This is a genomic window from Nonomuraea terrae (assembly GCF_004348995.1).
Taxonomy (GTDB): Bacteria; Actinomycetota; Actinomycetes; order Streptosporangiales; family Streptosporangiaceae; genus Nonomuraea; species Nonomuraea terrae.
In genome coordinates, this window is sequence record NZ_SMKQ01000085.1 from 1 (window position 1) to 22,135 (window position 22,135).

Here is a 22,135-nt window from a genome sequence, read left to right on the forward strand (position 1 = left end):
CTCCTACCCCGCCGCCCTGGTGGAGCGGATCGTCGCCGCCGTCCCCGGGCGCGACGTGCTCAGCGTGGGCTGCGGCACCGGCATCGACGCCCGCCAGTTCCGGGCGGCCGGCTGCGAGGTGCTCGGTGTCGAGCCCGACGCGCGGATGGCCCGCTTCGCCCGGGACACCGGGGTCGAGGTCGAGGTGGCGACGTTCGAGGCGTGGGACGCGGCCGGCCGCACCTTCGACGCGGTCGTCGCCGCGCAGGCCTGGCACTGGGTGGACCCGGTGGCCGGAGCGGTGAAGGCGGCGCAGGTGCTGCGTCCCGGTGGCCGGCTGGCGGTGTTCTGGAACTCGTTCCAGGCGCCGGACGAGGTGGCCGAGGCCCTCGGGGCGGCCTACCGGCGGGTGCTGCCCGGCGCGCCGGACCCGCGTAGCGCCACGGGCGGCCCGGAGCCGTACGCGTTGCTGTGCGAGAAGGCCGCGGACGGGATGCGGCAGGCGGGCGCGTTCGGCGAGCCGGAGCAGTGGCGGTTCGCGTGGGAGCGGGTCTACACCCGTGACGAGTGGCTGGACCAGGTGCCCACCAGCGGCCTGTTCACCCGGCTCGGGCCCGAGCAGCTGGACGAGGTGCTGACCTCCGTGGGCACCGCCCTGGACGCCATCGGCGGCGCCTTCACCATGACTTACACCACCGTGGCCGTCGTCACCCTCCGCACATCCTGATCACCGCGGACTCGCCGCCTTCCCACCGAGCCGACCCTGTTCGGCGGCGTGCCGGCCGTCATGGCGGGCACGGTCTCGCCGCCCGCGGGCGGGCACCGGTGGGTGACGTCATCCCCTCGTCCGCAGGCCGTACGTGAGCAACGCGACGGCGGGCAGCGCCGCGGCGAGCGCCATGGCCAGTGCGGCGGGGAGGAGCCGTCCCGCATCGAGAAGGGGCGTCACGCATGCGGCGCCGAGGGGCGGGGTGGCCTGCATGAGCGTCCTGAGGATCGCGAAGCCCCGGCCGCGCAGCGGCGCGGGAATGCGCGCCATGCGCAGCGACTGCGCCCAGACCGTCATCGGGGCGCTGAACAGCCCGATCACCAGGTAGCCGACGGCGACGGCGGCGGTGTGCGGCGCGAACGTCACCGCCAGGAAGCCGGTCGCGGCGACCAGCTGCACCACGGCGATGGCCACGACCGGGCGGCCCCGCGGCTGCCGGGCTCCGGCGGCGGCAGCTCCGGCCAGCTCGCCGGCCGCCATCGCGGCCAGCACCAGGCCGAGGGCGTTCGGGCCGCCGGACAGCTCGTTCTTGGCCAGCCAGGGGCCGGCGACGAGCAGCATGCCCATGGCGACGTTGAACGCCATGAACGCCGCCGTGGTGGCCACCAGCACCGGGTCCCGCAGCAGCACGAGCACACCGCCGGACGTCCCCCGGAGCCGGCCCGCCGAGCGGCGAGCCACGGAGGTGCCCGTCCGCGGAGGGCGACGGGAGGCGGGGGCGTCCGGATCGAGGGAGCGGCGGACGTCACCCGCGTCCGGATCCAGGGAACGGTGGACGTCACCCGCGTCCGGCTTCAGCGGACGGCGGACGCACAGGGCCGTGACGGCGAGCACCGCGTACGTCAGCGCGTCGAAGGCGAGCACGGCCTCACCCCCGGCCACGCCTATCAGCAGGCCGCCCAGGGCGGGCCCGATCATCCCGGCCACGCTGAAGCTCAGCGACTCCAGGGCGTTGGCCGCATCCCGGTGCTCCGGCGCGACCAGGTCGGGGATCGCCGCGGGGAACCCGGCCAGCGGCACCATCTTGAACAGCCCGTACACCGCCGCGACGCCGAACGGCAGCGCCGCCGGCACCTCCCCGACCCACGCGGCGACCGGCACGGACGCCATGGCCAGCCCGCGCACCACACTGTCCACCGCCAGCACGTGCCGCTTGTCGAACCGGTCGAGGACCGGCCCCGCGAGCAAGCCGCCGACGAACACCGGCAGCGTGTAGCACACGGTCAGCAGCCCCAGCTGCCGGGTCCCGCCCGGCTGGGACAGCACGATCCAGGTGAGCGCCACGAACGTCATCCCGTCGCCCACCAGCGACAAGGACGAGCCGATCCACAACAGGCGGAAGTCGCGGCCGGCGAGCGCACGCCGGTAGACGCCCGACCGGCCACGAGAAAGATCATCGACAACAGGCATGCGGGCCAGCCTGGCGGGCACGCCCCGCCCGGCGCTGGCGGGCATCGGCCGTCGAGCCGTCGACGTCCGATGCCCGCCGGTCCGGCACGGTGAGCGGCTGGCATGCTGGCGGGGATGGTTGACGAGGAGGCCGTCTACGCGGCGATGCGCAGCCGCGACCCCCGCTTCGACGGGTGGTTCTACGTCGCGGTGACCACGACGGGCATCTACTGCCGCCCGAGCTGCCCGGCGGTCATGCCCAGCCGGCGGAACGTGCGCTTGTTCCCCACCGCGGCGGCGGCCCAGGTCAACGGCTACCGGGCATGCAAGAGGTGCCGCCCTGACGCCGCTCCCGGCTCGCCCGAGTGGAACGCCCGCGGGGACCTCGTGGCCCGCGCGATGCGGCTGATCGCCGACGGGCTCGTCGACAGGGAGGGCGTGGCGGGGCTGGCCGCGCGGCTCGGCTACAGCGAACGGCACCTGCACCGCCTGCTGACGGCCGAGGTCGGCGCGGGACCGCAGGCCCTGGCCCGGGCCCAGCGGGCGCAGACCGCCCGGACGCTGCTGGAGTGCACCGGCCTGCCGGTCAGCGACGTCGCCTTCGCCGCCGGGTTCGCCAGCATCCGGCAGTTCAACGACACCATCCGGCAGGTCTACGCCACCACGCCGACCCGGCTGCGGCAGGCCACCCGGCCCGATCACCTGCCGCACACGCCCGGCGTGATCGCGTCGCGGCTGCCGTACCGGCCGCCGATGGACGTGCCCGCGCTGCTGCGCCGGCTGGGCCGCGACGCGGTGCCCGGGATCGAGGAGTACACAGAGGGCACGTACCGCAGGTCGTTGTTGTTGCCGCACGGCACGGGCGTGGTCGCCCTGCGGCACGTCCCGTCCGCCGCGTACGTGGCCTGCGAGATCCACCTGGAGGACGTGCGCGATCTGACGGCGGCCGTACGGCGCTGCCGCAGGCTGCTCGACCTGGACGCCGATCAGCGGGCCATCGACGCCTTCCTCGGCGCGGACCCGGTGCTGGGGCCGCTCGTCGCGGCGCGCCCCGGCCTGCGCGTCCCCGGCCACCCCGATCCTGCCGAACTGGCTGTCCGCACCGTGTTGTCACGCCGCGTCCCCGCCGAGCGGGCCCGCGCCCGCCTCGCCGGCCTGGTCGCGACCCACGGCCGCCCACTGACCACCCCGGTCGGGCAGGTGACGCACACGTTCCCCGACCTGCCGGCGCTGATCTGCTGGGCCCGGCGGCCGGCCCACGACCCCGGCCCGGCCGCCCCGGTCCCGCCGGCTCCCTACGGCTTCGGCCCGCGGTGTGCCGAGGGTCGCGGTGCGGGGGCGGCGGAGCGTCGTCGCACGTTGCCCGCCCTTGTCGAAGCGCTCGCGGAGGGCGAGGTCGTGCTCGACGCCGGGGCCGATCCCCGTGAGGTCCGTGCGGGTCTGCTGCGCCTGCCGGGTTTGGGGCCGCGCGCGGCGTCCCTGGTCCTCATGCGTGCCTTCGGCGACCCCGACGTCTTCATTCCCGACCTCGCCGTACGGCGTGCCCTGCACCGGACGCGCGCCCGGCCGAGCCGGTGGAGCCCGTGGGGCTCGTACGCCACCCAGCACCTGTGGGCGGTGGGTTCCCCGTGAGCGTCTCCGAAGAGCGAGCGAGGAGGCCGAGCATGACGCTTTCCCGCCGGCAACGCTGGAGGGTGAGTTCGGTGGACGAGATCAGCTCCGCGTCCCCCTTGGCCCTGCGCCGTTCCAGCGCCTCCAGGAGCAGCAGCTCGGCTTCGCGGAAACGCTTCTGGTCGATGCGCAGCTTGGCGAGGTGCTGGAGGGCGAAGTCGCGCAGCCGCGCCGGCGCGAGGTCGAGCGCTTCCAGGTTGAGAGGTTCGGCGCGGTCAAGGTCACCGGCGTACCGGTGAGCGTCGGCCAGGTTGATCAGCACGGCCGTCCGGCGGCCTGGATCGTCCCCGGCCACGGCCAGCGCGCGTTCCAGGAATGAGACGGCTTCACCGCACGCGCGCAGGACGACCAGACCGGAGCCGATCGCTCGCAAGAGCTTGAACACCGCGGACGGCTCCGCCGCGCCGCCCAGCCGTTCCAGGTCGGCCTTCATCTGCTCGACTGCAGCCGCATACCGTTCGCTGTCGACCGGAATCATGCGCAGACGGTCGTCATAGGTCACTTCGGTGCTCATGGCGGCAGATGCTACGCCGCGCCCATCGGCAGGAATCCTTTCCGCCCGTCGGGGAAGCCGTGCCGGAATGCGGAGCGAGGAAGGACATCTCGGGCTGAGGCTGGCGATGGCGAGCGTCGCGGTGGTGCTCGCCATGATCCCGTTCGGTCTGCTGCTGATCGTCGCCAGGATGCCGGTCAACGACCTGGACATGCGGGTCGCCGAGGACCTGCACGCGTACGCGCTCGAAAATCCCGGCGTGACGCGGCTGCTCATCGTGTGGACGAACCTGTTCGGGCCGTGGCCGTGGCGGATCGCGGTCGTCGCGTACGCCGTCTGGCTGCTGAACAAGGGCGCCGCGCGGCTGGCCGCCTGGGCGGTCACGACCATCACCGTGGGCGGGCTGCTCGCCCTCGTACTGAAGATCATCGTCGCCCGGGCCAGGCCGCACCTGCCCGATCCCGTCGCGCTCGCGCCCGGAGACTCCTTCCCCTCGGGCCACGCGGTCAACGCGACGATCGGCGCGGGCGTGATCGTCCTGCTCCTGCTGCCCGCGCTGCCCCGCTGGTGGCGGCGAGTGGCCTGGGGTTTCGCGTGGTTCCTGGCGCTGTCGGTGGCCTGCACGAGGGTCGCGCTGGGCGTGCACTGGGTGAGTGACGCGGTCGCCGGCGTCGTGCTGGGGGTGGCCGTGGTGGCCGCGACCACGGCGGCGTTCGAGACGTGGCGGCGGGATCAGGGGCGCAGGCCCGCCGCGCCGCTGGCCGAAGGAGTGGAGCCCGAGTCGGTGGAGGCCCTGCGTGACCGGACCTGATCATGTGAAGTACTACGCGCTGACGTTGTTATGCCCGATGTTCCTGATGGCGGGGCTGACGTACGGCCTCGGCGAGGCGCTGTTCGCCCGCCTGGCCGGCGGGGCCGAGCTGAATCGGGCCCTGGCGGCCGGCCGCACCCCGTTGTGGAACGACCTCACCGACGTGGCCAGCAGCCTGTCGGACACCCCCTACATCGTGGCGCTCACCGCGCTGGCCGCGGGCGCCTTCCGGTTCGTGTACCGGCGGTGGCGCGAGTCGATCTTCCTGGTCACGGCGGTGTGGAGCCAGTCCCTGGTGTTCCTGGCCACCACCGGGGCGGTCGGGCGGCGCCGGCCGCCGGTGCCGCACCTCGACGAGGCCCCGCCCACCTCCAGCTTCCCGTCGGGACACGGCAGCGCCGCCGTCGCGTTCTACTGCGGGGTGGCGCTCGTGCTGACCGCGCGCGTGCGTTCGAGGGCGCTCCGGGTGGCGATCTGGGTGCCGGCCGCCGCCGTCCCGGCGGCCGTCGCGTTCGCCCGCGTGTACCGGGGCATGCATTTCCTCACCGACGTCATCTGGGGGCTGCTGCTCGGTACGGCCTGCGTCGTCATGGCGGCCAGGGCGATCCTGCGGCGGCGGGCGTCCGAGGCCGCCGGAACTGGATGACGGCCTCGGACACCCGCCCGTTCGCCGAACAGGACGGCGCAACTGGAGGGCAGCCGGCTGAGGATCTGGTTGAGCTCACCCCGGAGACGGCTTCCAACGGCGTCGACAGGACCGCGCTCACGTCCCACTGCGCCGTCTCCGGCGTGGCGCCGGTCGCCTCGGCCACCCGGCGGCAGAACTCCGCCACGCCGGACGTCTGTGTCCGTTTCCGTCCTGGCCGGACGGCGTCGGCGAGCCGGCCGGTCAACCGCGCGGCCAGGTCCTTGGCCTCGCCCGGGTGATGCGAGCACTCCGGCACCGCTGCGGCGGCCCGCTCGGCCTCCTGGCGGCGGCGTACTCGCCGCGAACGCGTCGTCCTTCATGGTCGTTCGTCCCCGGTCAGAGGCTTCTCGGGTCGTACGCGGACGCGGTGGCCAGCTGCTCGTACAGCTTCCGCTCGCGTTTCGAGAGCGTCCGCGGCACCACGATCCGCACCTCCGCGTACACGTCGCCGGGCACGCCGTGGGGGTCGGGCAGGCCGCGTCCGCGCAGGCGCAGCCGCCGCCCGCTGGAGGTGCCGGGCGGCACCCTGACCCTCGTCTCGCCGCCCGGGGTGCCCAGCGCGACGGACGTGCCCAGGGCCGCCTCCCACGGCGCCAGGCGCAGCTCGGTGTGCACGTCGCGCCCCTCGACCCGGTAGCGGGGATGCGGCGCGATGCGCACCACCAGCCAAAGGTCGCCGGGACGGCCGCCGCTGGCGCCGCGGCCGCCCTGCCCGGCCAGCCGGATCCGCTGTCCCTCCGTCACGCCCGCCGGGATGGTGATCCGGATGCCGGGCCCGCCGTCGAAGGTGATCGTGCGCCGCGTGCCGTGGTACGCCTCCTCGACGGTCACCTCCAGCTCGGCCTCCTGGTCAGCGCCGGGGACGGGCCCCCAGCCCGCCCGCCTGCCGCCGAAGAAGCCGCCGAACAGGTCGTCGAGGATGTCGTCGCGGAAGCGGGTCTCGAAGCCCGCGCGCGGTCCGCCGTCCCACGGCCCGGCGGTCCAGCCCGCCGTACGCGCCCCCGCCCCGGCGTGCGCCCACATATCGCCCGGCTCACTGAAGGCGTCGTAGCGGCGGCGCCGCTCCGGATCGGACAGGATCGCGTACGCCTCGGCGACGTTCTTGAACGTCTCCTCGGCCTCCGGACTCTTGTTGACGTCGGGGTGGTAGGCGCGCGCCAGCCTGCGGTAGGCCCGCTGGATCTCGTCCCGCCCGGCGTGACGTGACACCCCCAGCACCTCGTACGGGTCGCGCATCGCCGTCACCTTCCGGATCTACGCGGCCTCCGCCGTTCGTGTCGGTCCCAGGGATCGCGGCACACGCCGGGCAGGTGCGACCCCGATGGCGTGCCCGGGGCCGGGACGGGAGGCGTCATCGCCGGCGCGTCCACGGCGAGCCGTGGAGCGGGCGGCAGTTCGGGAGCGGGGGTGTCCATGGTGGAGACCTCCACGCTGTTCGCACGTTCGAGGTGCGGCGGGCCGGTCCGTGCGGGGCCGGCCCGCCGGTGTCATCCGGTGACGGCCTTGGTCCGGTCGCGGGTGTGGATCTCCACCTTGCGCGGCCTGGTGGTCTCGAGCGTCGGAATGCGCACGGTGAGCACGCCGTCGTGGCAGGCGGCCTCAATGCGTTCGGGGTCGAGCTGCTCGGACAGGTAGACGCGCCGGATGAAGCTGCCCATCGGCCGTTCCTGGACGAACATCCGCTCGTCATCGTCGGTGGGCTCCTGCCGGGTGGCGCTCACCGACAACACGCCCCGGTCGACGGTCACCTCGATCGAGCCGGGGTCGACGCCCGGCACGTCGAAGTGCAGCAGCACGTCGTCGTGGCGGCGGACGCCGTCCATCGGCATGACCGGCGGACCGGGCCGGTCGAGCCGCCGCGTGACCTCCTGGAGGAAGGAATCGATCGACGTCAGCAGCATCGTCATCACCTCCGGGTCGCCCGTCTGGGTCGACCTGACGTCGTCACTATCACCTTTATACCTCCGCATACAGGGAACCTCAAACCGGACTTTGAGGTTCCGCTGTCAGTAGCCGGGAGGCGACTGCTGCCCGTAGTTCTGCACGGGGACCGTCCGCTTGACGCGCCAGCCGAAGAACGTCACCGGGATGGCGACCAGCAGCCAGAACCCGAGCGTGAGCAGCGTCAGCCACGAGTGCACGAAGATCCACAGGCACAGGTGGACGCCGAACGTGACCGGATTGAAGCCGCGCTCCTTGACCTGCCGGTACTGCACCGGACCGTACTGAGGCCCGGACGGCACGGGCGCGTACGGCCGACTGGGGGGCTGCGAGCCGTAGGGATCCTGCGGCTGGGGCGGGTAGCTCATCGAGACTCCAGATCGTTAGGGCGACTTGTGAGACGTGTGGAACGTGCCAAAGGTTGGCGTCGGCGGCTGTCCGGATCCGGACACCGGTCGGGTGTACGGCACCCGCCCGCGGCAGCCGGAACTGTCGGTGGCGGCGGGCATGATCGAGGCATGACCGAGACGCCGCCCTTCACCGTCCTGGCCGACGACACGGCCTACGCCGAAGCCGTCCAGCTCGCGGTGGACTCCGCCGCCGCCTACTACGCCGACGGCACCTCCACACTCGACGACGACGCCTACGACCGGCTGGTCCGGGGCATCCAGGCGTACGAAGAGGCCCATCCCGAGTCGGTGCTGCCGTCCTCGCCGACGGGCAAGGTGGCGGGCGGCGCCGTGGTCGGCGACGTGCCGCACACCGTGCCCATGCTGAGCCTCGACAACGTGTTCGGCGCCGAGCAGCTGGCCGACTGGGCGGCCGGGCTGGAGCGCCGGCTCGGGCGGCCGGTCACGGCTTGGAGTGTGGAGCCCAAGCTCGACGGGCTGGCGATCTCGGCCCGCTACCGCCACGGCAGGCTGGCCCAGCTGGTCACGCGCGGCGACGGCACCGCCGGCGAGGACGTCTCCCACGCCATCGGCACCATCGTCGGCCTGCCCGACCGGCTGGCCGATCCGGTCACGGTGGAGCTGCGCGGCGAGGTCATGATGACCACGGCGCAGTTCGAGGAGGCCTGCGCCAAGCGGCGGGCGCATGACGGCACCACGTTCGCCAACCCGCGCAGCGCCGCCGCCGGCACGCTGCGCGCGCAGGACCGGCCGTACGTCTGCGAGCTGACGTTCTTCGGCTACGGCGTGCTGCCGCCGCCCGGCGACGAGTCCGAGCTCGCCGTGCGGCTGCGCGAGCTGCCGCACAGCCAGATCATGGAGTGGGTGGCCGGGCAGGGCGTGCAGACCACCGCCGCGACGCCGGTGGCCGGCATCGCCGCCGGGACGCTGGAGCGGGTGCAGGAGCGCGTCGGCGAGATCGCGGCGGCGCGGGCGGAGCTGCCGTTCGGCATCGACGGCATCGTGATCAAGTGCGACCTGGCCGCCGACCAGGACGAGGCGGGGTTCAGCTCGCGGGCGCCGCGCTGGGCGGTGGCCTACAAACTGCCGGCCACGGAAAAGATCACCAAGCTGCTCGCCGTGGAGTGGAACACCGGCCGCACCGGCGTCATCGCCCCGCGCGCGGTGCTGGAGCCGGTCGAGCTCGACGGCAGCGTCGTCACGTACGCCACGCTCCACAACGTCGCCGACATCACCCGGCGCGGCCTGATGCTGGGCGACAGCGTCACCGTCTACAAGGCGGGCGACGTGATCCCGCGCGTGGAGGCGCCGGTCGTCCACCTGCGCACGGGCGACGAGCGGCCCATCCCGATCCCGGAGGTCTGCCCGTCCTGCGGGGGCGACATCGACGCCTCGCAGGAGCGCTGGCGCTGCGTGCGCGGCCGCGACTGCCGCGCGATCGCCTCCATCGTCTACGCCGCCGGCCGCGACCAGCTCGACATCGAAGGGCTGGCGGAAAACCGCATCAAGCAACTGCTCGACGCCGGGCTGATCGCCGACTTCGCCGACCTGTTCTTCCTGACCCGCGAGCAGCTGCTCGACCTGGAGCGCATGGGCGAGACCAGCGCCGACAACCTGCTCGCCGCTCTCGACCAGGCCCGGTCCCGGCCGCTGAGCAGGGTGTTCGCGGCGCTCGGCGTACGCGGCACCGGCCGCTCGATGAGCCGCCGCATCGCCCGCCACTTCGCCACGATGGACGCCATCCGCGCGGCCGACGCCGAAGCGATCCAGCAGGTCGACGGCATCGGCCCGGAGAAGGCGCCGGTCGTGGTGGCCGAGCTGGCCGAGCTGGCCCCGCTGATCGACAAGCTCGTCCGGGCCGGGGTCACCATGGTGGAGCCGGGGGCGACACCGCCGTCCGCGGAGCAGCCGGCGCAGACGGCGGTCGAGCTGCCGCTGTCGGCCATGTCGGTGGTGGTGACCGGCACGATGACCGGCCCGCTGGCGGCGCTGAGCCGCAACGAGGTCAACGAACTGATCGAACGCGCCGGCGGCAAGGCCTCGTCCAGCGTGTCCGCCAAGACCTCCCTGCTGGTGGCCGGCGAGAAGGCCGGCTCCAAACGAATGAAGGCCGAGTCCCTCGGAGTCCGCATCGTCACCCCAGAGGAGTTCGCCACCCAGGTCAGCGCCTTCCTGTGACGCGTCACCCGTGGAGGGATCGGCACCGTCCCCGCTGACGATCGCCGGTCCAACCGGTGTGGTCCCTTACCGACCAACCAGGTTCGGGCCTGGGGCCGACCTGGTCATTCAGGTGGCGCGCATGTCGGCGAGGTGTGGTGCGTGCTCCACGACGAGCCGATGTTCACTCGCCACGCTCCAGAGGGTGCCGCCTGGAGCGACCACGACCCGCGCTTTCGGGGGCCTCGCCCGTACCTGATCGGCGACTGGACTGGTCTGGTCTCCTGATCGGCGCAGGCCGTACCACCGAACAGGCCTTTCCGAGGTTGCGGCCTGGCTCGGCGCCTCAAGCTACGAGGCTCAGGCTCACTGATCCGGCCAATATGGCCGCTCATGCCCCTCCTTGAGGTATTGGGCGGGAGCGGCCTGCGAGCAACTATTCGACCGGCGGCAAGGGGGCGGCGATGCCGATCGCTCACACCGTGCCGCGGAGATGCCTGCGGCACCTCTCTTGGCGAAACGAGGATGCGGCTGACACACATGTCCGCTGTCATGCTGAACACGATCCGCTGCCGTTGGTCGCCTCACACCTGAGTGGTGCACGACTCCTTGTTCCGGGCGACGGTGATCAACCGCGCGACGGCCTTTCCTTCATCGTCGACGGATCCGGCCTTGGCCTTGGATTCGCCTGTCGAGCGGCGGTGGCTGAGCGAGTGCGCCACTGAGCAGTCCGATCCAGGAATGGAATTCCCCTGAGGTAGACGCAACGGGCATAGCCGACGCGGATATCGGCTGGACAGGCCTTCGAATGACGCCCACGTTGCCCGAATTCTGCTGCTGGAGGACTCCATATGAGTAATCTTCTTCAAAAGATCAAGCGTCACCGCCACCCTCTTCTTCCGAGAGATCGCGCAGTTTCGAAAGATCGCGGAGTGTCATGCCAATAGACCGACCTGAGCTGGTATTCGATGGCGCGCCAGAGTTCCTGGAATGGCTCTACGCTCTCGCCCGGCGCCCCTGGCCGCTCAACCGGGAGAAGCTGCTCCCCATCGTTCACCTTCACGTCGCGGAGCCTCCGGCAGAGTCGAGGAGGCTGCTGACAGCCTTGCACGAGCGCTGGACGGCGCATCGACTGCGCGGGGCGCGCCAGTGCGTCATGGTCGCGCCCTCCCACGTAGCGGCCGAGCAAGGAGTGGAACAACTGCTGGCCGCCGCGGCGGCGCAGTTCTTCCAGGGCAACCGCCTTGGCAGAGGGCGGGGCGCGCCGCATTTCGCGCTCGCCTCGTGGCTGGCGACACTCCAGCGGGAGGGACGCGAACGGCTGTCGGAGGACGAGGTCGTCGCCCAGCTCTCCGCCCACTTCTCCCAATACGAGCTCTTCTACGAGGGGCAGGAGCTCCGGGAAGACACGCAGATCAGGGTGCCCCTGGCCACCATCAGCGACCTGCCCTGGTGGATCAAGCTACCCGCGTCCGTGTTGCCGCGCTTGGTCCTGCACATCGCTGACACGGTGTTCGGACCGCAGAGGTGGTTCGAGCACCGGGGCGAAAGCCGGCAGCAGGAGAGGCGCCGAGACGAGCCGGAGCCTCTCAAGGGCAGTCTGTTCACCCTGGCCAAGAGGTTCGCGGGGATCGAGGGCCAAGCGCCGACGCGGCAGCAAGTGAACGCGCTGCTCGCCGATGCGCTGTTGGAGGATCTGCGGCGAGCGTACAGCAGAGGCGGCTTGTTCGGCCGGGGACGGCGCCGCCGCACCTACCCGGTCCTCCTGCTGGGGTGCGAGAGCGGAGAAGCGACGACCGACCTGCTCCGGGCGATCAAGGACGTGCGGAACAGCCGGCCCCGCCGCGGCACGTTCAAGAAGGATCCGCTGCTCGTCGTCGCAGCGGGCCCGCGCGCGGCATCCGATGTCGACGCGCGTGCTCAGGAGGAGGCGGCACCCGGCAGTCCGGAGGCCGCCTACATGGGGTGGCACGAAGGGCTGAAGGAGGCGCCGAGGCGAGACCGCGTCTGGCTGCTTCCGTTCGCGATCCCTACGAGTCCGCCGCCGGCGACAGTCCGCGACCGGGTCATGAAGTTGCGACCTCCTCAGCGGGTGCCGTGGATGTCGTTCGTGGGGCTGGGCTTGCTGGTCGCAGGCGTCGTGGCGGTGCCGGTCTCCAGTCACGAGTTCTGCCGACCGTGGTGGTCGCCGTCGGTGCGGGCCTGGCCGCCGGGTGTGCTCGATGCCATGACCCTCGAGGATCTGGGCGACGACGGGAAGCAGTGCGTGGGGCTGGCAGGCGAGGACCCGCCGCGAGTCGACACGAAGGAGCTGGGCGGAGTTATCGACAAGATCAAGGAAACCAACGCGAAGGTGGTGCTCAATCCGAAGCACATCACCGTGGTCCACCTGACGATCCTGTCCCCTGGCAACGAGCAGGGCGTGCGGGTCGCCCGTGAGGAGCTGCGCGGGCTGGCGATCGCGCAGCAGGAGTCACTGGAGGAAGACGCCCCGATCCGGCTGCTGCTGGCCAATGCGGGCGCGAACATGGAATACGCGGACCGCGCCGCACAGAAGATCGTAGAGGAGGCGCGCCGGGACCCGCGGATCGTCGGCGTTGTCGGGCTGGGGCTGAGCACGCAGCAGACGATCGATGCGGTCCAGCGACTGGGTCAAGCGGGCCTGCCGTCCGTCGGCTCGGCGACCACGGCCGACGAGCTGATCGACGCCTCGCCCTACTACTACCAGGTGAGTCCGGGCAACCGGCGCCAGGCCGTCTTCGCCGCCGCATACGCCTCGGCGGACCTGCGTGCCCGGCGGGCCCGCGTGTACTACTCGGCAGACCCGGACGACACCTACAGCCACGAGCTCGCCACCGCCATGCGCGACGAGTTGCCGGTCGCGGGGGTGGAGATCAGCGATCACGCGGGCTACCGCGTGACCGATGAGGGTCCGGGCGAAAGTGTCGGCCAACTGGGCAGAAGGGCCTGCCAGGCTGCGGAACGCCCGGACGAGATCGTCGTCTACGCGGGGCGTGCGGAGCGCTTCGAACAGTTCCTGACCGGCATGAAGCTCGCCTGCCAGAACCGCTACCCGCGCATCCTGGCCACCGATGACGTCTCCCGTTTCGTCCTGTCGGGCGCCAACCGCAAGTACCCAGGGCTGCGGCTGGAGTACATGACGCTGGCCAGCAGCGCTCTGTGGGGCGCCGACTGCCAGGCGACCCGGAGACAGAGCGGCTTCTACATCCGCTACAACGGTCTGTTCGGGGGCGCCTGCGAGGAGAACCGTGACGGCCGGGCGTTGCTGACGTTCGACGCGCTCGCGGTGATCCGGCAGGCGGCGGCGAACGTGCTGGCGAAGGACGCGGTCACGCTGAAGACCCAGGGCATCGTCGCCGGGCTGGCCGACATCCGCGGCAAGGGGCTGGTCAGCGGGGTCAGCGGCGACCTGGACTACTCGGATTCCGAGGCGCCGCGGACGCCTGTGGACAAGGCGATCCAGGTGCTGCGTGCCACCGAGGGCCAACCGTGTCTGGCCAAGGTGGCGGGCAAGTTCAGCTCGCAGCCATGGATCGCGCGCGACTGCCCTTGAACCTGCGGCCCTGTCTTACCTGATGGTGGCTTGGTGTGTGCCGGTTCGAGGCCGGCCAGGGGCGATGGGGGATTCTGTCAGGGGCCGGGGGCGCGGTAGCCGACGGCGGAGAGGACGAAGTCCACGGTCTCCTCGACGTACTTGGTCTTGTGTTCGAGGAGGGTGGGGATCTGGCTCGTCGGCGTCGACAGGAAGTGGTTGGTGAGGATGCCGGCGAGCGCGTCCAGCACGAGTGCGGGAGACGTGCCGCCCGGGAGCTCGCCCCGTTCGATGGCGGCGAGCACGATGGCGCGGCCCCGCCGGATGCGCTCGCGCTGGAACGTCTCCAGCGCCTGCCCGAACAGTTCGGGATACACCCTGGCCTCGACCTGGGCCCTGAGGTAGACCAGGCCTTTGGGCTCCAGGTAGCTGTCGAGGATGTCGGTGGCCATGTCGAGCAGGTTCTTCCGCAGCGGGCCCGTACGGCTCGGCGGGAGGCTCTTCGACAGCCAGCTGGTCAGGGCGTCGGCGATCAGTTTGTCCTTGCTCTCCCAGCGGTTGTACATGGCGGCCTTGCCCACGCGCGCCCGGCGGGCCACGGCGTCGATGGTGAATCCGGCCCAGCCGACCTCTCCGTACAGCTCCAGCGCCGCGCCGTGCACCCGCGACTCCAGACCGGGATCCGGCCGCCGACCTCGTCCGCTCACAGGCACAGTGTGCCAGATTCGTGATCAGCTCAGCGGGTGAAGCGCTACGGCGCGGGCCTGGTCGGGACGGCCTCGGCCCGGCCGTCGGGGCGCGTCCGGGCGGGTTCCGGACGCCGGCGGCGCCGGGGCAGGAGCGCTGCGATGATCATGGCGACGGTCGCCGAGACGGCTGTGATGATCAGGGCCAGGTGGAGCCCGTTCTGCGAGGGCAGCGAGAAGGCGCCGCGCTGGACGGTCGCGGCGGCGAGGACCGCGCTGATCACCGCGCTGGCCGTGGAGGTGCCGATGGCGCGCATGAGGGCGTTGATGCCGTTGGCCGCGGCCGTCTCCGACGTGGGCACCGCGCCCATGATCGAGGCGGGCATGGCGGCGTAGCCGAGGCCGGCTCCGGAGGAGACGATCGTCGCGGCCAGGACGACGTGCCAGATCTCGTCCATCAGGAACAGCGCGCTGCCGTAGCCGGCGAGCATGAGCAGAGCGCCGATCATGAGGGTCACCTTGGGCCCGTAGGCGCCGGTGACGCGGGCCGACACGGGGGAAAGGACGATCATCAGCGCGCCGCCCACGGCCATGCACAACCCGGCCTCGAACAGGGACAGTCCCATTCCGTAGCCGGTGGCCGACGGTGCCTGGAGCACCAGGGGGAACACCAGGCTCATTCCGAACATGGAGAAGCCGAAGGCGATGGACGTCAAATTCGTGATCAGCACCTGGGGTCGGGCAGTCGTCCGCAGGTCGACCAGTGGATCGCTGATCCTCAGCTGGACGAAACCCCAGACGAGGAAGACCACGGCCGAGGCGGCGAACAGGCCGAGGGTGAGCGGGCTGGTCCAGCCCCAGCTGCCGCCTTTGCTGATGGGCAGCAGGAAGCACACCAGGCCGGCCGTCAACCCGGCCGCGCCGAGGAGGTCGAACCGTCCCCCGGCCCGCACCCGCGAGTCGGGCACGACCGTGAGGGCCAGGACCAGGCCGGCCACGCCCATGCCGGCCGACACCAGGAAGAGCATGTGCCAGTCGGCGAACTGCGCGACCAGCGCGCCCAGCGGGAGGCCGGCCGCGCCGCCGGCGCCCATGGTGGCGCTCATCAGCGCCATGGCGGAGCCGAGCCGTTCGGCCGGCAGCAGGTCGCGCATGATGCTGATGCCCAGCGGGATCACGCCCACGGCGCAGCCCTGCAGCGCACGGCCCAGCACCACGAGGGGAAGCGAGCTGGACACGACACAGATCGCCGACCCGGCGATCATCAGCGCGAGACTGATCACGATCATGCGGCGCTTGCCGTACATGTCGCCGAGCCGCCCGCTGACCGGTGTGAACACCGCCGAGGACAGCAGCGTGGCGGTGATGACCCAGGAGGCGTCCTCGGCCGGGACGGACAGCAGCCGGGGGAGCTCGGGGATGATCGGCACCATCAGGGTGAACATCACGGCGACGACCATGCCGCAGAAGGCCAGTGCGCCGATGGCGATGTTCGATCGCCTGCGAGATAAGGGCGACGCCACCGTACTCCGTTCTGTGGAAGCTGATCGGCCGGGGCGACGTTCAGCCCTGATCATTATGCCTGTCGCTCCTTGCCCGCGGGGTCCAGCTTCAGCGCCATCGTGATCTCCCCTTCCAGCGCGAACGACCTGGGAGCCGGCACTCCGCCGGCCGATCGGGGACGCGCCCGGGAGGAGGCGGTGCGGCATTGCGACCAAGGGATCGAATCGAGGAATCCCGCCGCACTCTAACTAGACAAGGATTGTCTGTAAATAGGCCGGCACGGCGCTCATACGGGCCCGCCACACCCTTGACACCGGTCGGAGCGCCGACTTAGCTTCTATTTACAGACATGTTGCGTCCAAATTAATTCCCACCTCAACCCCGGTACCCAGCCGACGTCCGACACCGGCGTCGGCCCTGCGGGGCGACCGCCGCACGCCGGCAGGTCTGGAGGAAGCGCATGCCCCGTCATCCCCCGCGCAGCGCACCCGCATCACCCCATGGAGCACCCGGCGAAGGGCTCCTGAGACCCGGCCCGACCTGATCGGGCGGCGGGCCAGGGCAACCTGAACGCGCCGGGCTCCACCTTCAGGCCCGCCACGGCGCCGGGGAACCGGCCGCATCTGATCATCACCACGTAGGGCGCGCGGCGTTCCGCCGCGTCCTCCACCCGTCATGCCCGCGAGAGCCGCGCGGACCGCTCGCGCGGCCGGGCCGGCGTGCCCCCGTCTCCTCACCATGCTCCGGGCCGTCGCCGCGGAGCCGATCAGCCCTACCCCGACGTCACTCATGCCGTCCGGCCACCCGCCGGGCGCGCAGTCGGCCACGGATGTTCAAGGAGCCCCCCACCATGGTCAGCGAGCGTGTCCCACCGCAGAGCGAGCCGACAACATCGAGCACCGAGGCGGCGGCCGGCCCTCCGGCGCATTCCAAGGTCATGGCCTGGGCCATCACGCTCATGCTGCTCGCCTCCACCCTCATCGCCTATCTGGACAAGGCGATCCTCGGCCTGGTCGCCCAGCCCGTGATGGCCGACCTCGGGCTGAGCGCCGCCCAGTTCGGCAGCATCAGCACCGCCGCCAGCCTGCTCGGCCCGCTCGTGGCCCTGCTGTTCGCGGCCGTGGCCGACCGGCTGCCGCTCAAGGGCACCCTGTTCACGCTCGTCCTGATGTGGTCGCTGCTCCAGCTGCCGATCTTCTTCGCCGCCTCGGCCGGTCTGCTCATGGTGACCCGGCTCATGCTCGGCGCGGCCGAGGCTCCCGCCAACTCGGTGATGCACTCGATGGCGTACTCATGGTGGCCGAACGAGCGCCGCGGGCTGCCCGCGGCGCTGCTCACCACCGGAGCGTCGTTCGGCAAGCTGATCTTCGCCCCGATCATCGTCCTGATCATCGCCGCGTTCGGCTGGCAGTCCGGCTTCCTCAGCGTGGCCGTCATGGGCTTCATCTGGTGCCTCGGCTGGGCCTTCATCGGCAGGACCGGCCCGTACTCCGACCAGGTGACCCCGATCGCCAAAAACCCGCAGACCCCCGAGGACCCGACGGCCGGCAAGCGGGCTCCGCTGCGCTCCATCCTGCTGACCGGCACCTTCATCGGCTTTCTGGCGATCTTCGCCTCCGTCGGCATGTTGGTGTCGATCGTCATGACCTGGCTTCCGTCGTACTTCGAGGCCGGTCTTGGCTTCTCCGCGGTGACGGCCGGCTCGCTGTTCGGGGTGCCGAGCATCACTTCGGTGATCTTCCTGTTCCTGTACGGCGGGCTGGGCGACAGGGCGCTCAAGAACGGCGCGTCGTCCCGGGTGGTCCGCGTGCTGATCGGCGGCGGCCTGGCGGCGGCCGGCGGCCTGTGCCTGATGACCCTGCCGCTCGCCTCCGGCGTGGCGGTCCCCATGGCCTTGCTGATGCTCGGCTACGGCCTGTCCACGAGCATCTACGCCATCGCCAACCCGGCGCTCGCGCAGATCGCGCCGCCCGCGCAGCGCACCAGCGTCCTGTCGATCGGCCTGGCCGTGAGCGGCCTGCTCGGCGTGTCGGGGCCGGTCATCGCGGGCGTGGTCCTCGACGCCGCCACGGCTTCTGGCGCCCCGGCGGCCGAAGGCTACACCAGCGTGTTCATGCTGGCGGGAGGGATCGTCCTCATCGGCGGGGCGCTCTTCGCCCTGCTGGCGAACCCGGAGCGGGACGCCCTGAAGGTGGAGGCGGCCCGCGCCGCCCTCGCCGCCGACAAGCCCTGACCGCTCCCCCAGGCCCGCGGGAGGCCCGGATGACGCGTACGGCGATCTCACCGCGGTTGGCGACCAGCACCTTGCGCAGACTCACAGCTGTCCTCCAAGATTCCGTCTGGGTTCCCACCAGCCGCGGGAACCTCTGACAAGAGGACGGCGCAACGCCCGCCGGGCGCGGGCGGGCCGCGGCGGGGGTTCCGCCCGGATCGGGCGCAGGGCGATGACGGGGCCGACGACGAGGGCGGCGAGTTCCTCCGGCGACGGGTCGCCCTTGGTCACGTTCACAGCGGGATGTTCCCGTGCTTCTTCGGTGGCAGGGCGTCGCGCTTGCCGCGCAGCAGGCGCAGCGCCAGGGTGACCTCGCGGCGGGTCTCGCTCGGCCGGATCATCGCGTCCACGTAGCCGCGCTCGGCCGCCAGGTACGGCGTCGCCAGGGTGTCCTCGTACGCGCGGACCAGCTCGGCCCGCAGCGCGTCCGGGTCGTCGGCGGCGGCCAGGCGCCTGCGGTGCAGGATGTTGACCGCGCCCTGGGCGCCCATGACCGCGATCTGCGCGGTCATGGGCGCGCGTATCAGCGGGCTGTTCCGGGGGTTCGTGGGCGAGTGGCTGGGCGACTCCCCCGACGCCGGTCTGCGCGCCGAGCTCATGGAGGCCTCCGTGGTGAGCGCGCACAACCAGGTGCTGCGCGGCTGGCTGCGCGCCGGCGGCGCCCACGACCCGTCCGAGCCGCTCGACCACGCCCTCGGCTACGTCATCGCCACCTTCCGCCACGAACGACCTCAGGAGAACGGCGGGCAGGTCGTCGTCGCGACCTTCTCCCGCACGGCCTCCCCCAGGCCGTCATGGCCGCCGTCCGGCAGCACCTGGACTCCCGGCCTTCTTCGTGAAGGTGCCGTGGTCGAGCACGACCCGGCCGGCCACCGTGGTCTGGAAGCGGCAGGTCTCGCCTTCGTCCCAGATGGCGACCGACAGTTCCTCGCCGGGCAGCACGGGAGAGGCGAAGCGCGCCGACATGGAGCCGAACGAGGCGGGGTCGGAGCCGCAGACGGTGTGCAGCAGCGCCCTGCCGGTGAAGCCGAACGTGCACAGGCCGTGCAGGATCGGACGGTCGAACCCGGCCTTCCCGGCGAGCCAGGGGTCGGAGTGCAGCGGATTGCGGTCGCCGCTCAGCCGGTACAGCAACGCCTGGTCGGGCCGGGTGCGGTAGGTGACCACGTGGTCCGGCTCGGTCTGCGGCCGCTGCCAGGTCACGGAGGCGCCGCGGTCGCCGCCGAAGCCTCCTTCGCCGCGGATGAAGATGCCGCTGCTGACTTCGGCGAGCACCTCTCCCGAGTCCTTGTCCGTGATGGTCGACTCCGTCGCGGCGATGGCGTGCCGCCCTTTGTCGTAGAAGCCGGCCACCCGGCTCCTGGTCACGGTGGCGCCCTCGACGGGCAGCACGCCGTGCAGGGTGATCGACTGTTCGGCGTGCAGCACCTGCGAGATGTCGAAGTCGCCGAGGGCGGGCATCGAGCCGGCGCCGCCGATCATCACCGCGAAGGTGGGCAGCACCTGCTGGGTGACGTCGTGGGAGTTCTCCGTCGTGAACGACAACTCCGCCAGCGGATCTTCGCTCCCCGCTCCGACGCCGAGCGCGTAGAGGATGGCGTCGGCCGAGGTCCATCGGCGGCCTTCGCCGTCCCATTCCTTGCCCACCAGGTCGAGGTTCAGCGCCACGTGATCATTCCTTCCGGGAGTCGGGCCGGGCCGGTGCGTTCGTGCTGAGGGGCGGCTGCGAACCAGCGCACCGGGCTGCGCCCCTGCCTGCGGATGGCGCCGCGGGCCTCGAGGTGGTCCAGGTGTGACAGCGTCTCCCCGACCGCGCTGGTCAGCAGGAAACCGGAATACTCCGCCCAGTCGCGTGACCACGTGACCTGCGAGGCGATCTCCCACGCGGTCACACCGGGCGTGCCTGCCACCTGGTTGTGGATCTCCGCCAGCCGGCGATCATGGTGCGCCCTGACCGTGGCCGTGCGCGCTGCGATGCCGCGGAAGCGGTACTCGTGGCCCGGGAGAGCCTCGTACGCGTCGTGCTCCGGCAGCACGGTCAGGCTGTCGAGGTAGTCGCCGAGGGGATCGAGCGTGTCGTAGGCGTAGCCGCTGATGTTGGGGGTGATCCGGGGCAGCAGGTGGTCCCCGGTGAGGATCACGGCGTCGTCCGGGGAGACGAAGCACAGGTGGCCGGGCGTGTGACCGGGCGTCCACAACGCGCGGACGTCCCGGCCCGGAATGCGGGCGTCGTCACCGTGGCCGAGGAAGAAGTCGGCCTCCAGATCGGTCAGGCCGGTCGGTGTCATGGTGCCGCTCGCCCCGCTCGGCGGCGCGTCAGCGTCCGCGTCAGGGGGGATGCCGGCCGCGTCCCGCCAGCGGCGCGTCCTGGCCGCGCTCGTCTCCGTGTTCGCCTGCCGGCGCAGCGCCTCCTGCTCCGCCTCGTGCATCGCCACCCAGCAGCCGGACTTCTCGCGGACCCAGGACGCCAGCCCGTGGTGGTCGAGGTGGGCGTGGGTCACCAGCACGCCGGTCACGTCCTCGGGGCGGGCGCCGATCGTGGCGAGCCCCGCCGTGAGCGATTCGCCGCCGCCGTCGAAGGGCCAGCCGGGGTCCACGAGGGTCACTCCCGGCCCGCTCTCGAACGCGTAGCACAGCACGTAGCGCAGGGGGTTTCCCGTCATGGGCACCGGCAGCGACCACAGCCCCGGCCGGACCCGCTCCACGGGAGGCAACGTCCGGCGCCGCCACGCCTCCAGTTGCAGACGCCCGGTGACCTCCATGTCAGCCCCCCTCGTCCCGATCCTGGAGCTCTGTCAGGGCCTTGCGGATCTCGGCCGCCGACATGCCCGGCGGCGGCTGGAGGTGGACCTGGTCGACCAGCTCCCCGAAGCGGCGGGAAACCTCCGCCGTCACCTCCGCCAGTGAGCCGCTCACGCAGAACGTGTCGAGGACCTCGTCGTCGACGAGGTCGGCCATCCGTTCCCAGCGGTCGGCCTCGGGACGGACCGACAACGCGTGCAGCCGCTCGTGCAGCTCCTCCCAGCCGTGCAGGGCGAGCACTCCCTTGTACGCCGGGGTGGAGCCGTAGAAGGCGATCCGCCCGCGCAACATCTGCCGCTCGCGGTCCTCCTCCGCTCCGAAGACGTGCACGAACCCGGGACAGTGCACGGTCACCTCGGCCCGGTCACGACCGGCCCGCTCCAGGCCCTCCTCCAGGGCCGGGACGGTGACCTCCCGGAAGTACCGCTCGGTGCTGAAGCCGTGCGGGATCAGCCCGTCCGCCACCTCGCCGGCCAGCCGGGTCATGAGCGGGCCCACCGCGGCGAGGTGGATGGGCGGGTCGCCGTGGCCGTGCGGCGGCGGGCGGAACGTCGCCGTCATCAGCGTGTGCCGGTAGTACTCGCCTTCGTGCCGGACCTCCCGGCCGTTGTTCCAGTCGTCCCAGATCGCGCGCAGGGCCGTGACGTACTCACGCATCCGCGCCGCGGGATGACTCCAGGGCATGCCGAACCGGCGGGTGATGTGCGGCTTGGTCTGGGTGCCGAGGCCCAGGACGAAACGTCCCCCGGACAGCGACTGGAGGTCATGGGCGACGTACGCGAGCGTCATCGGCGTGCGGGCGAACGCCACCGCGATCCCGGTCGTGAGCCGTATCCGGCTCGTCGCCGGGGCGGCCAGGGCGAGCGGCAGGAACGGGTCGTGATCGACCTCGGCGCTGGTGACGGCGTCGAAGCCGGCCTCTTCCGCCCATGCGGCGAACCTTCCGGCCGCTGCCAGCGGCGCGGCGCCGGCGTGAACACCGACCTTCATGTCGCTTCTCCTCAACGGCTG

General features: G+C 71.8%; 19 protein-coding genes and 1 pseudogene. 7 read left to right on the forward strand and 13 right to left on the reverse strand.

What is annotated here, in order from left to right; translation table 11 throughout:
* The coding region (locus E1286_RS24975; protein WP_132615981.1) for a class I SAM-dependent methyltransferase at positions 1-706 on the forward strand (706 nt) is incomplete at its 5' end.
* Positions 707-814: 108 nt separating this feature from the next.
* Here E1286_RS24975 and E1286_RS24980 read toward each other — a convergent pair.
* Entirely contained in the window at positions 815-2,158 is a 1,344-nt protein-coding gene (locus E1286_RS24980) for an MFS transporter (protein WP_165969902.1), read from the reverse strand.
* Positions 2,159-2,272: 114 nt separating this feature from the next.
* Here E1286_RS24980 and E1286_RS24985 point away from each other — a divergent pair, with 114 nt between their 5' ends.
* The gene (locus E1286_RS24985) at positions 2,273-3,769 is read left to right on the forward strand and encodes an AlkA N-terminal domain-containing protein (RefSeq protein WP_132615985.1); all 1,497 of its coding nucleotides are present in this window, start codon (positions 2,273-2,275) and stop codon (positions 3,767-3,769) included.
* On the opposite strand, the gene E1286_RS24990 is transcribed toward E1286_RS24985, so the two are convergent.
* Positions 3,654-4,322, reverse strand: a complete 669-nt coding sequence (locus E1286_RS24990; protein ID WP_132615987.1) for a tetratricopeptide repeat protein — start codon at positions 4,320-4,322, stop codon at positions 3,654-3,656. The genes E1286_RS24985 and E1286_RS24990 overlap by 116 nt on opposite strands.
* A gap of 67 nt (positions 4,323-4,389) precedes the next feature.
* Between E1286_RS24990 and E1286_RS24995 the strand changes: the two genes are divergently transcribed.
* Complete coding sequence (locus tag E1286_RS24995; protein ID WP_132615989.1) at positions 4,390-5,112, forward strand: phosphatase PAP2 family protein; 723 nt, start codon at positions 4,390-4,392, stop codon at positions 5,110-5,112.
* Positions 5,099-5,758: a phosphatase PAP2 family protein gene (locus tag E1286_RS25000; protein WP_132615991.1), complete on the forward strand. Its 660-nt coding sequence runs from the start codon at positions 5,099-5,101 to the stop codon at positions 5,756-5,758. Before E1286_RS24995 ends, E1286_RS25000 begins: the two co-directional genes overlap by 14 nt.
* Here E1286_RS25000 and E1286_RS52125 read toward each other — a convergent pair.
* From E1286_RS52125 to E1286_RS25020, 4 genes are all read right to left on the reverse strand, one after another.
* Positions 5,700-6,056: a DUF2267 domain-containing protein gene (locus tag E1286_RS52125; protein WP_132615993.1), complete on the reverse strand. Its 357-nt coding sequence runs from the start codon at positions 6,054-6,056 to the stop codon at positions 5,700-5,702. The two genes, E1286_RS25000 and E1286_RS52125, sit on opposite strands and share 59 nt — an antisense overlap.
* An 80-nt stretch (positions 6,057-6,136) precedes the next feature.
* Positions 6,137-7,036, reverse strand: coding sequence for a DnaJ C-terminal domain-containing protein (locus E1286_RS25010; protein ID WP_132615995.1), 900 nt, complete (start codon positions 7,034-7,036; stop codon positions 6,137-6,139).
* 251 nt (positions 7,037-7,287) lie between these two features.
* The gene (locus tag E1286_RS25015; protein ID WP_132615997.1) at positions 7,288-7,701 is read right to left on the reverse strand and encodes an Hsp20/alpha crystallin family protein; all 414 of its coding nucleotides are present in this window, start codon (positions 7,699-7,701) and stop codon (positions 7,288-7,290) included.
* A gap of 105 nt (positions 7,702-7,806) precedes the next feature.
* The gene (locus tag E1286_RS25020; protein ID WP_132615999.1) at positions 7,807-8,109 is read right to left on the reverse strand and encodes a hypothetical protein; all 303 of its coding nucleotides are present in this window, start codon (positions 8,107-8,109) and stop codon (positions 7,807-7,809) included.
* A gap of 150 nt (positions 8,110-8,259) precedes the next feature.
* Here E1286_RS25020 and ligA point away from each other — a divergent pair, with 150 nt between their 5' ends.
* Positions 8,260-10,329, forward strand: coding sequence for an NAD-dependent DNA ligase LigA (ligA, locus tag E1286_RS25025; protein WP_132616001.1), 2,070 nt, complete (start codon positions 8,260-8,262; stop codon positions 10,327-10,329).
* Positions 10,330-11,413: 1,084 nt separating this feature from the next.
* Entirely contained in the window at positions 11,414-13,882 is a 2,469-nt protein-coding gene (locus E1286_RS25030; protein ID WP_132616003.1) for an ABC transporter substrate-binding protein, read from the forward strand.
* 77 nt (positions 13,883-13,959) lie between these two features.
* Here the strand turns inward: E1286_RS25030 and E1286_RS25035 are convergent, their stop codons facing one another.
* Together E1286_RS25035 and E1286_RS25040 are read right to left on the reverse strand one after the other, a co-directional pair.
* A complete protein-coding gene (locus E1286_RS25035) occupies positions 13,960-14,568 on the reverse strand; it encodes a TetR/AcrR family transcriptional regulator (protein ID WP_132616005.1) in 609 nt (202 codons plus the stop codon).
* Between the two features lie 44 nt (positions 14,569-14,612).
* On the reverse strand, positions 14,613-16,070 hold the full coding sequence (locus E1286_RS25040) for an MFS transporter (protein WP_246075101.1): 1,458 nt from the start codon (positions 16,068-16,070) through the stop codon (positions 14,613-14,615).
* Positions 16,071-16,900: 830 nt separating this feature from the next.
* Between E1286_RS25040 and E1286_RS25045 the strand changes: the two genes are divergently transcribed.
* Positions 16,901-18,283 (forward strand): MFS transporter, encoded by a 1,383-nt coding sequence (locus tag E1286_RS25045; RefSeq protein WP_132616009.1) that lies wholly within the window; start codon positions 16,901-16,903, stop codon positions 18,281-18,283.
* Positions 18,284-18,364: 81 nt separating this feature from the next.
* Here E1286_RS25045 and E1286_RS25050 read toward each other — a convergent pair whose 3' ends face one another.
* The 5 genes and pseudogenes from E1286_RS25050 to E1286_RS25070 form a co-directional block, all read right to left on the reverse strand.
* Entirely contained in the window at positions 18,365-18,559 is a 195-nt protein-coding gene (locus tag E1286_RS25050) for an acyl-CoA carboxylase epsilon subunit (protein WP_132616011.1), read from the reverse strand.
* Positions 18,556-18,840: pseudogene (locus E1286_RS25055) on the reverse strand (carboxyl transferase domain-containing protein); the annotation flags it as partial. The gene E1286_RS25050 and the pseudogene E1286_RS25055, both read right to left, overlap by 4 nt.
* Before the next feature lie 274 nt (positions 18,841-19,114).
* On the reverse strand, positions 19,115-19,990 hold the full coding sequence (locus E1286_RS25060) for a MaoC/PaaZ C-terminal domain-containing protein (protein ID WP_132616013.1): 876 nt from the start codon (positions 19,988-19,990) through the stop codon (positions 19,115-19,117).
* Positions 19,981-21,084, reverse strand: coding sequence for an MBL fold metallo-hydrolase (locus E1286_RS25065; RefSeq protein WP_132616015.1), 1,104 nt, complete (start codon positions 21,082-21,084; stop codon positions 19,981-19,983). Before E1286_RS25065 ends, E1286_RS25060 begins: the two co-directional genes overlap by 10 nt.
* A 1-nt stretch (position 21,085) precedes the next feature.
* Positions 21,086-22,114 (reverse strand): TIGR03617 family F420-dependent LLM class oxidoreductase, encoded by a 1,029-nt coding sequence (locus E1286_RS25070; RefSeq protein ID WP_132616017.1) that lies wholly within the window; start codon positions 22,112-22,114, stop codon positions 21,086-21,088.
* Positions 22,115-22,135 lie beyond the last annotated feature (21 nt).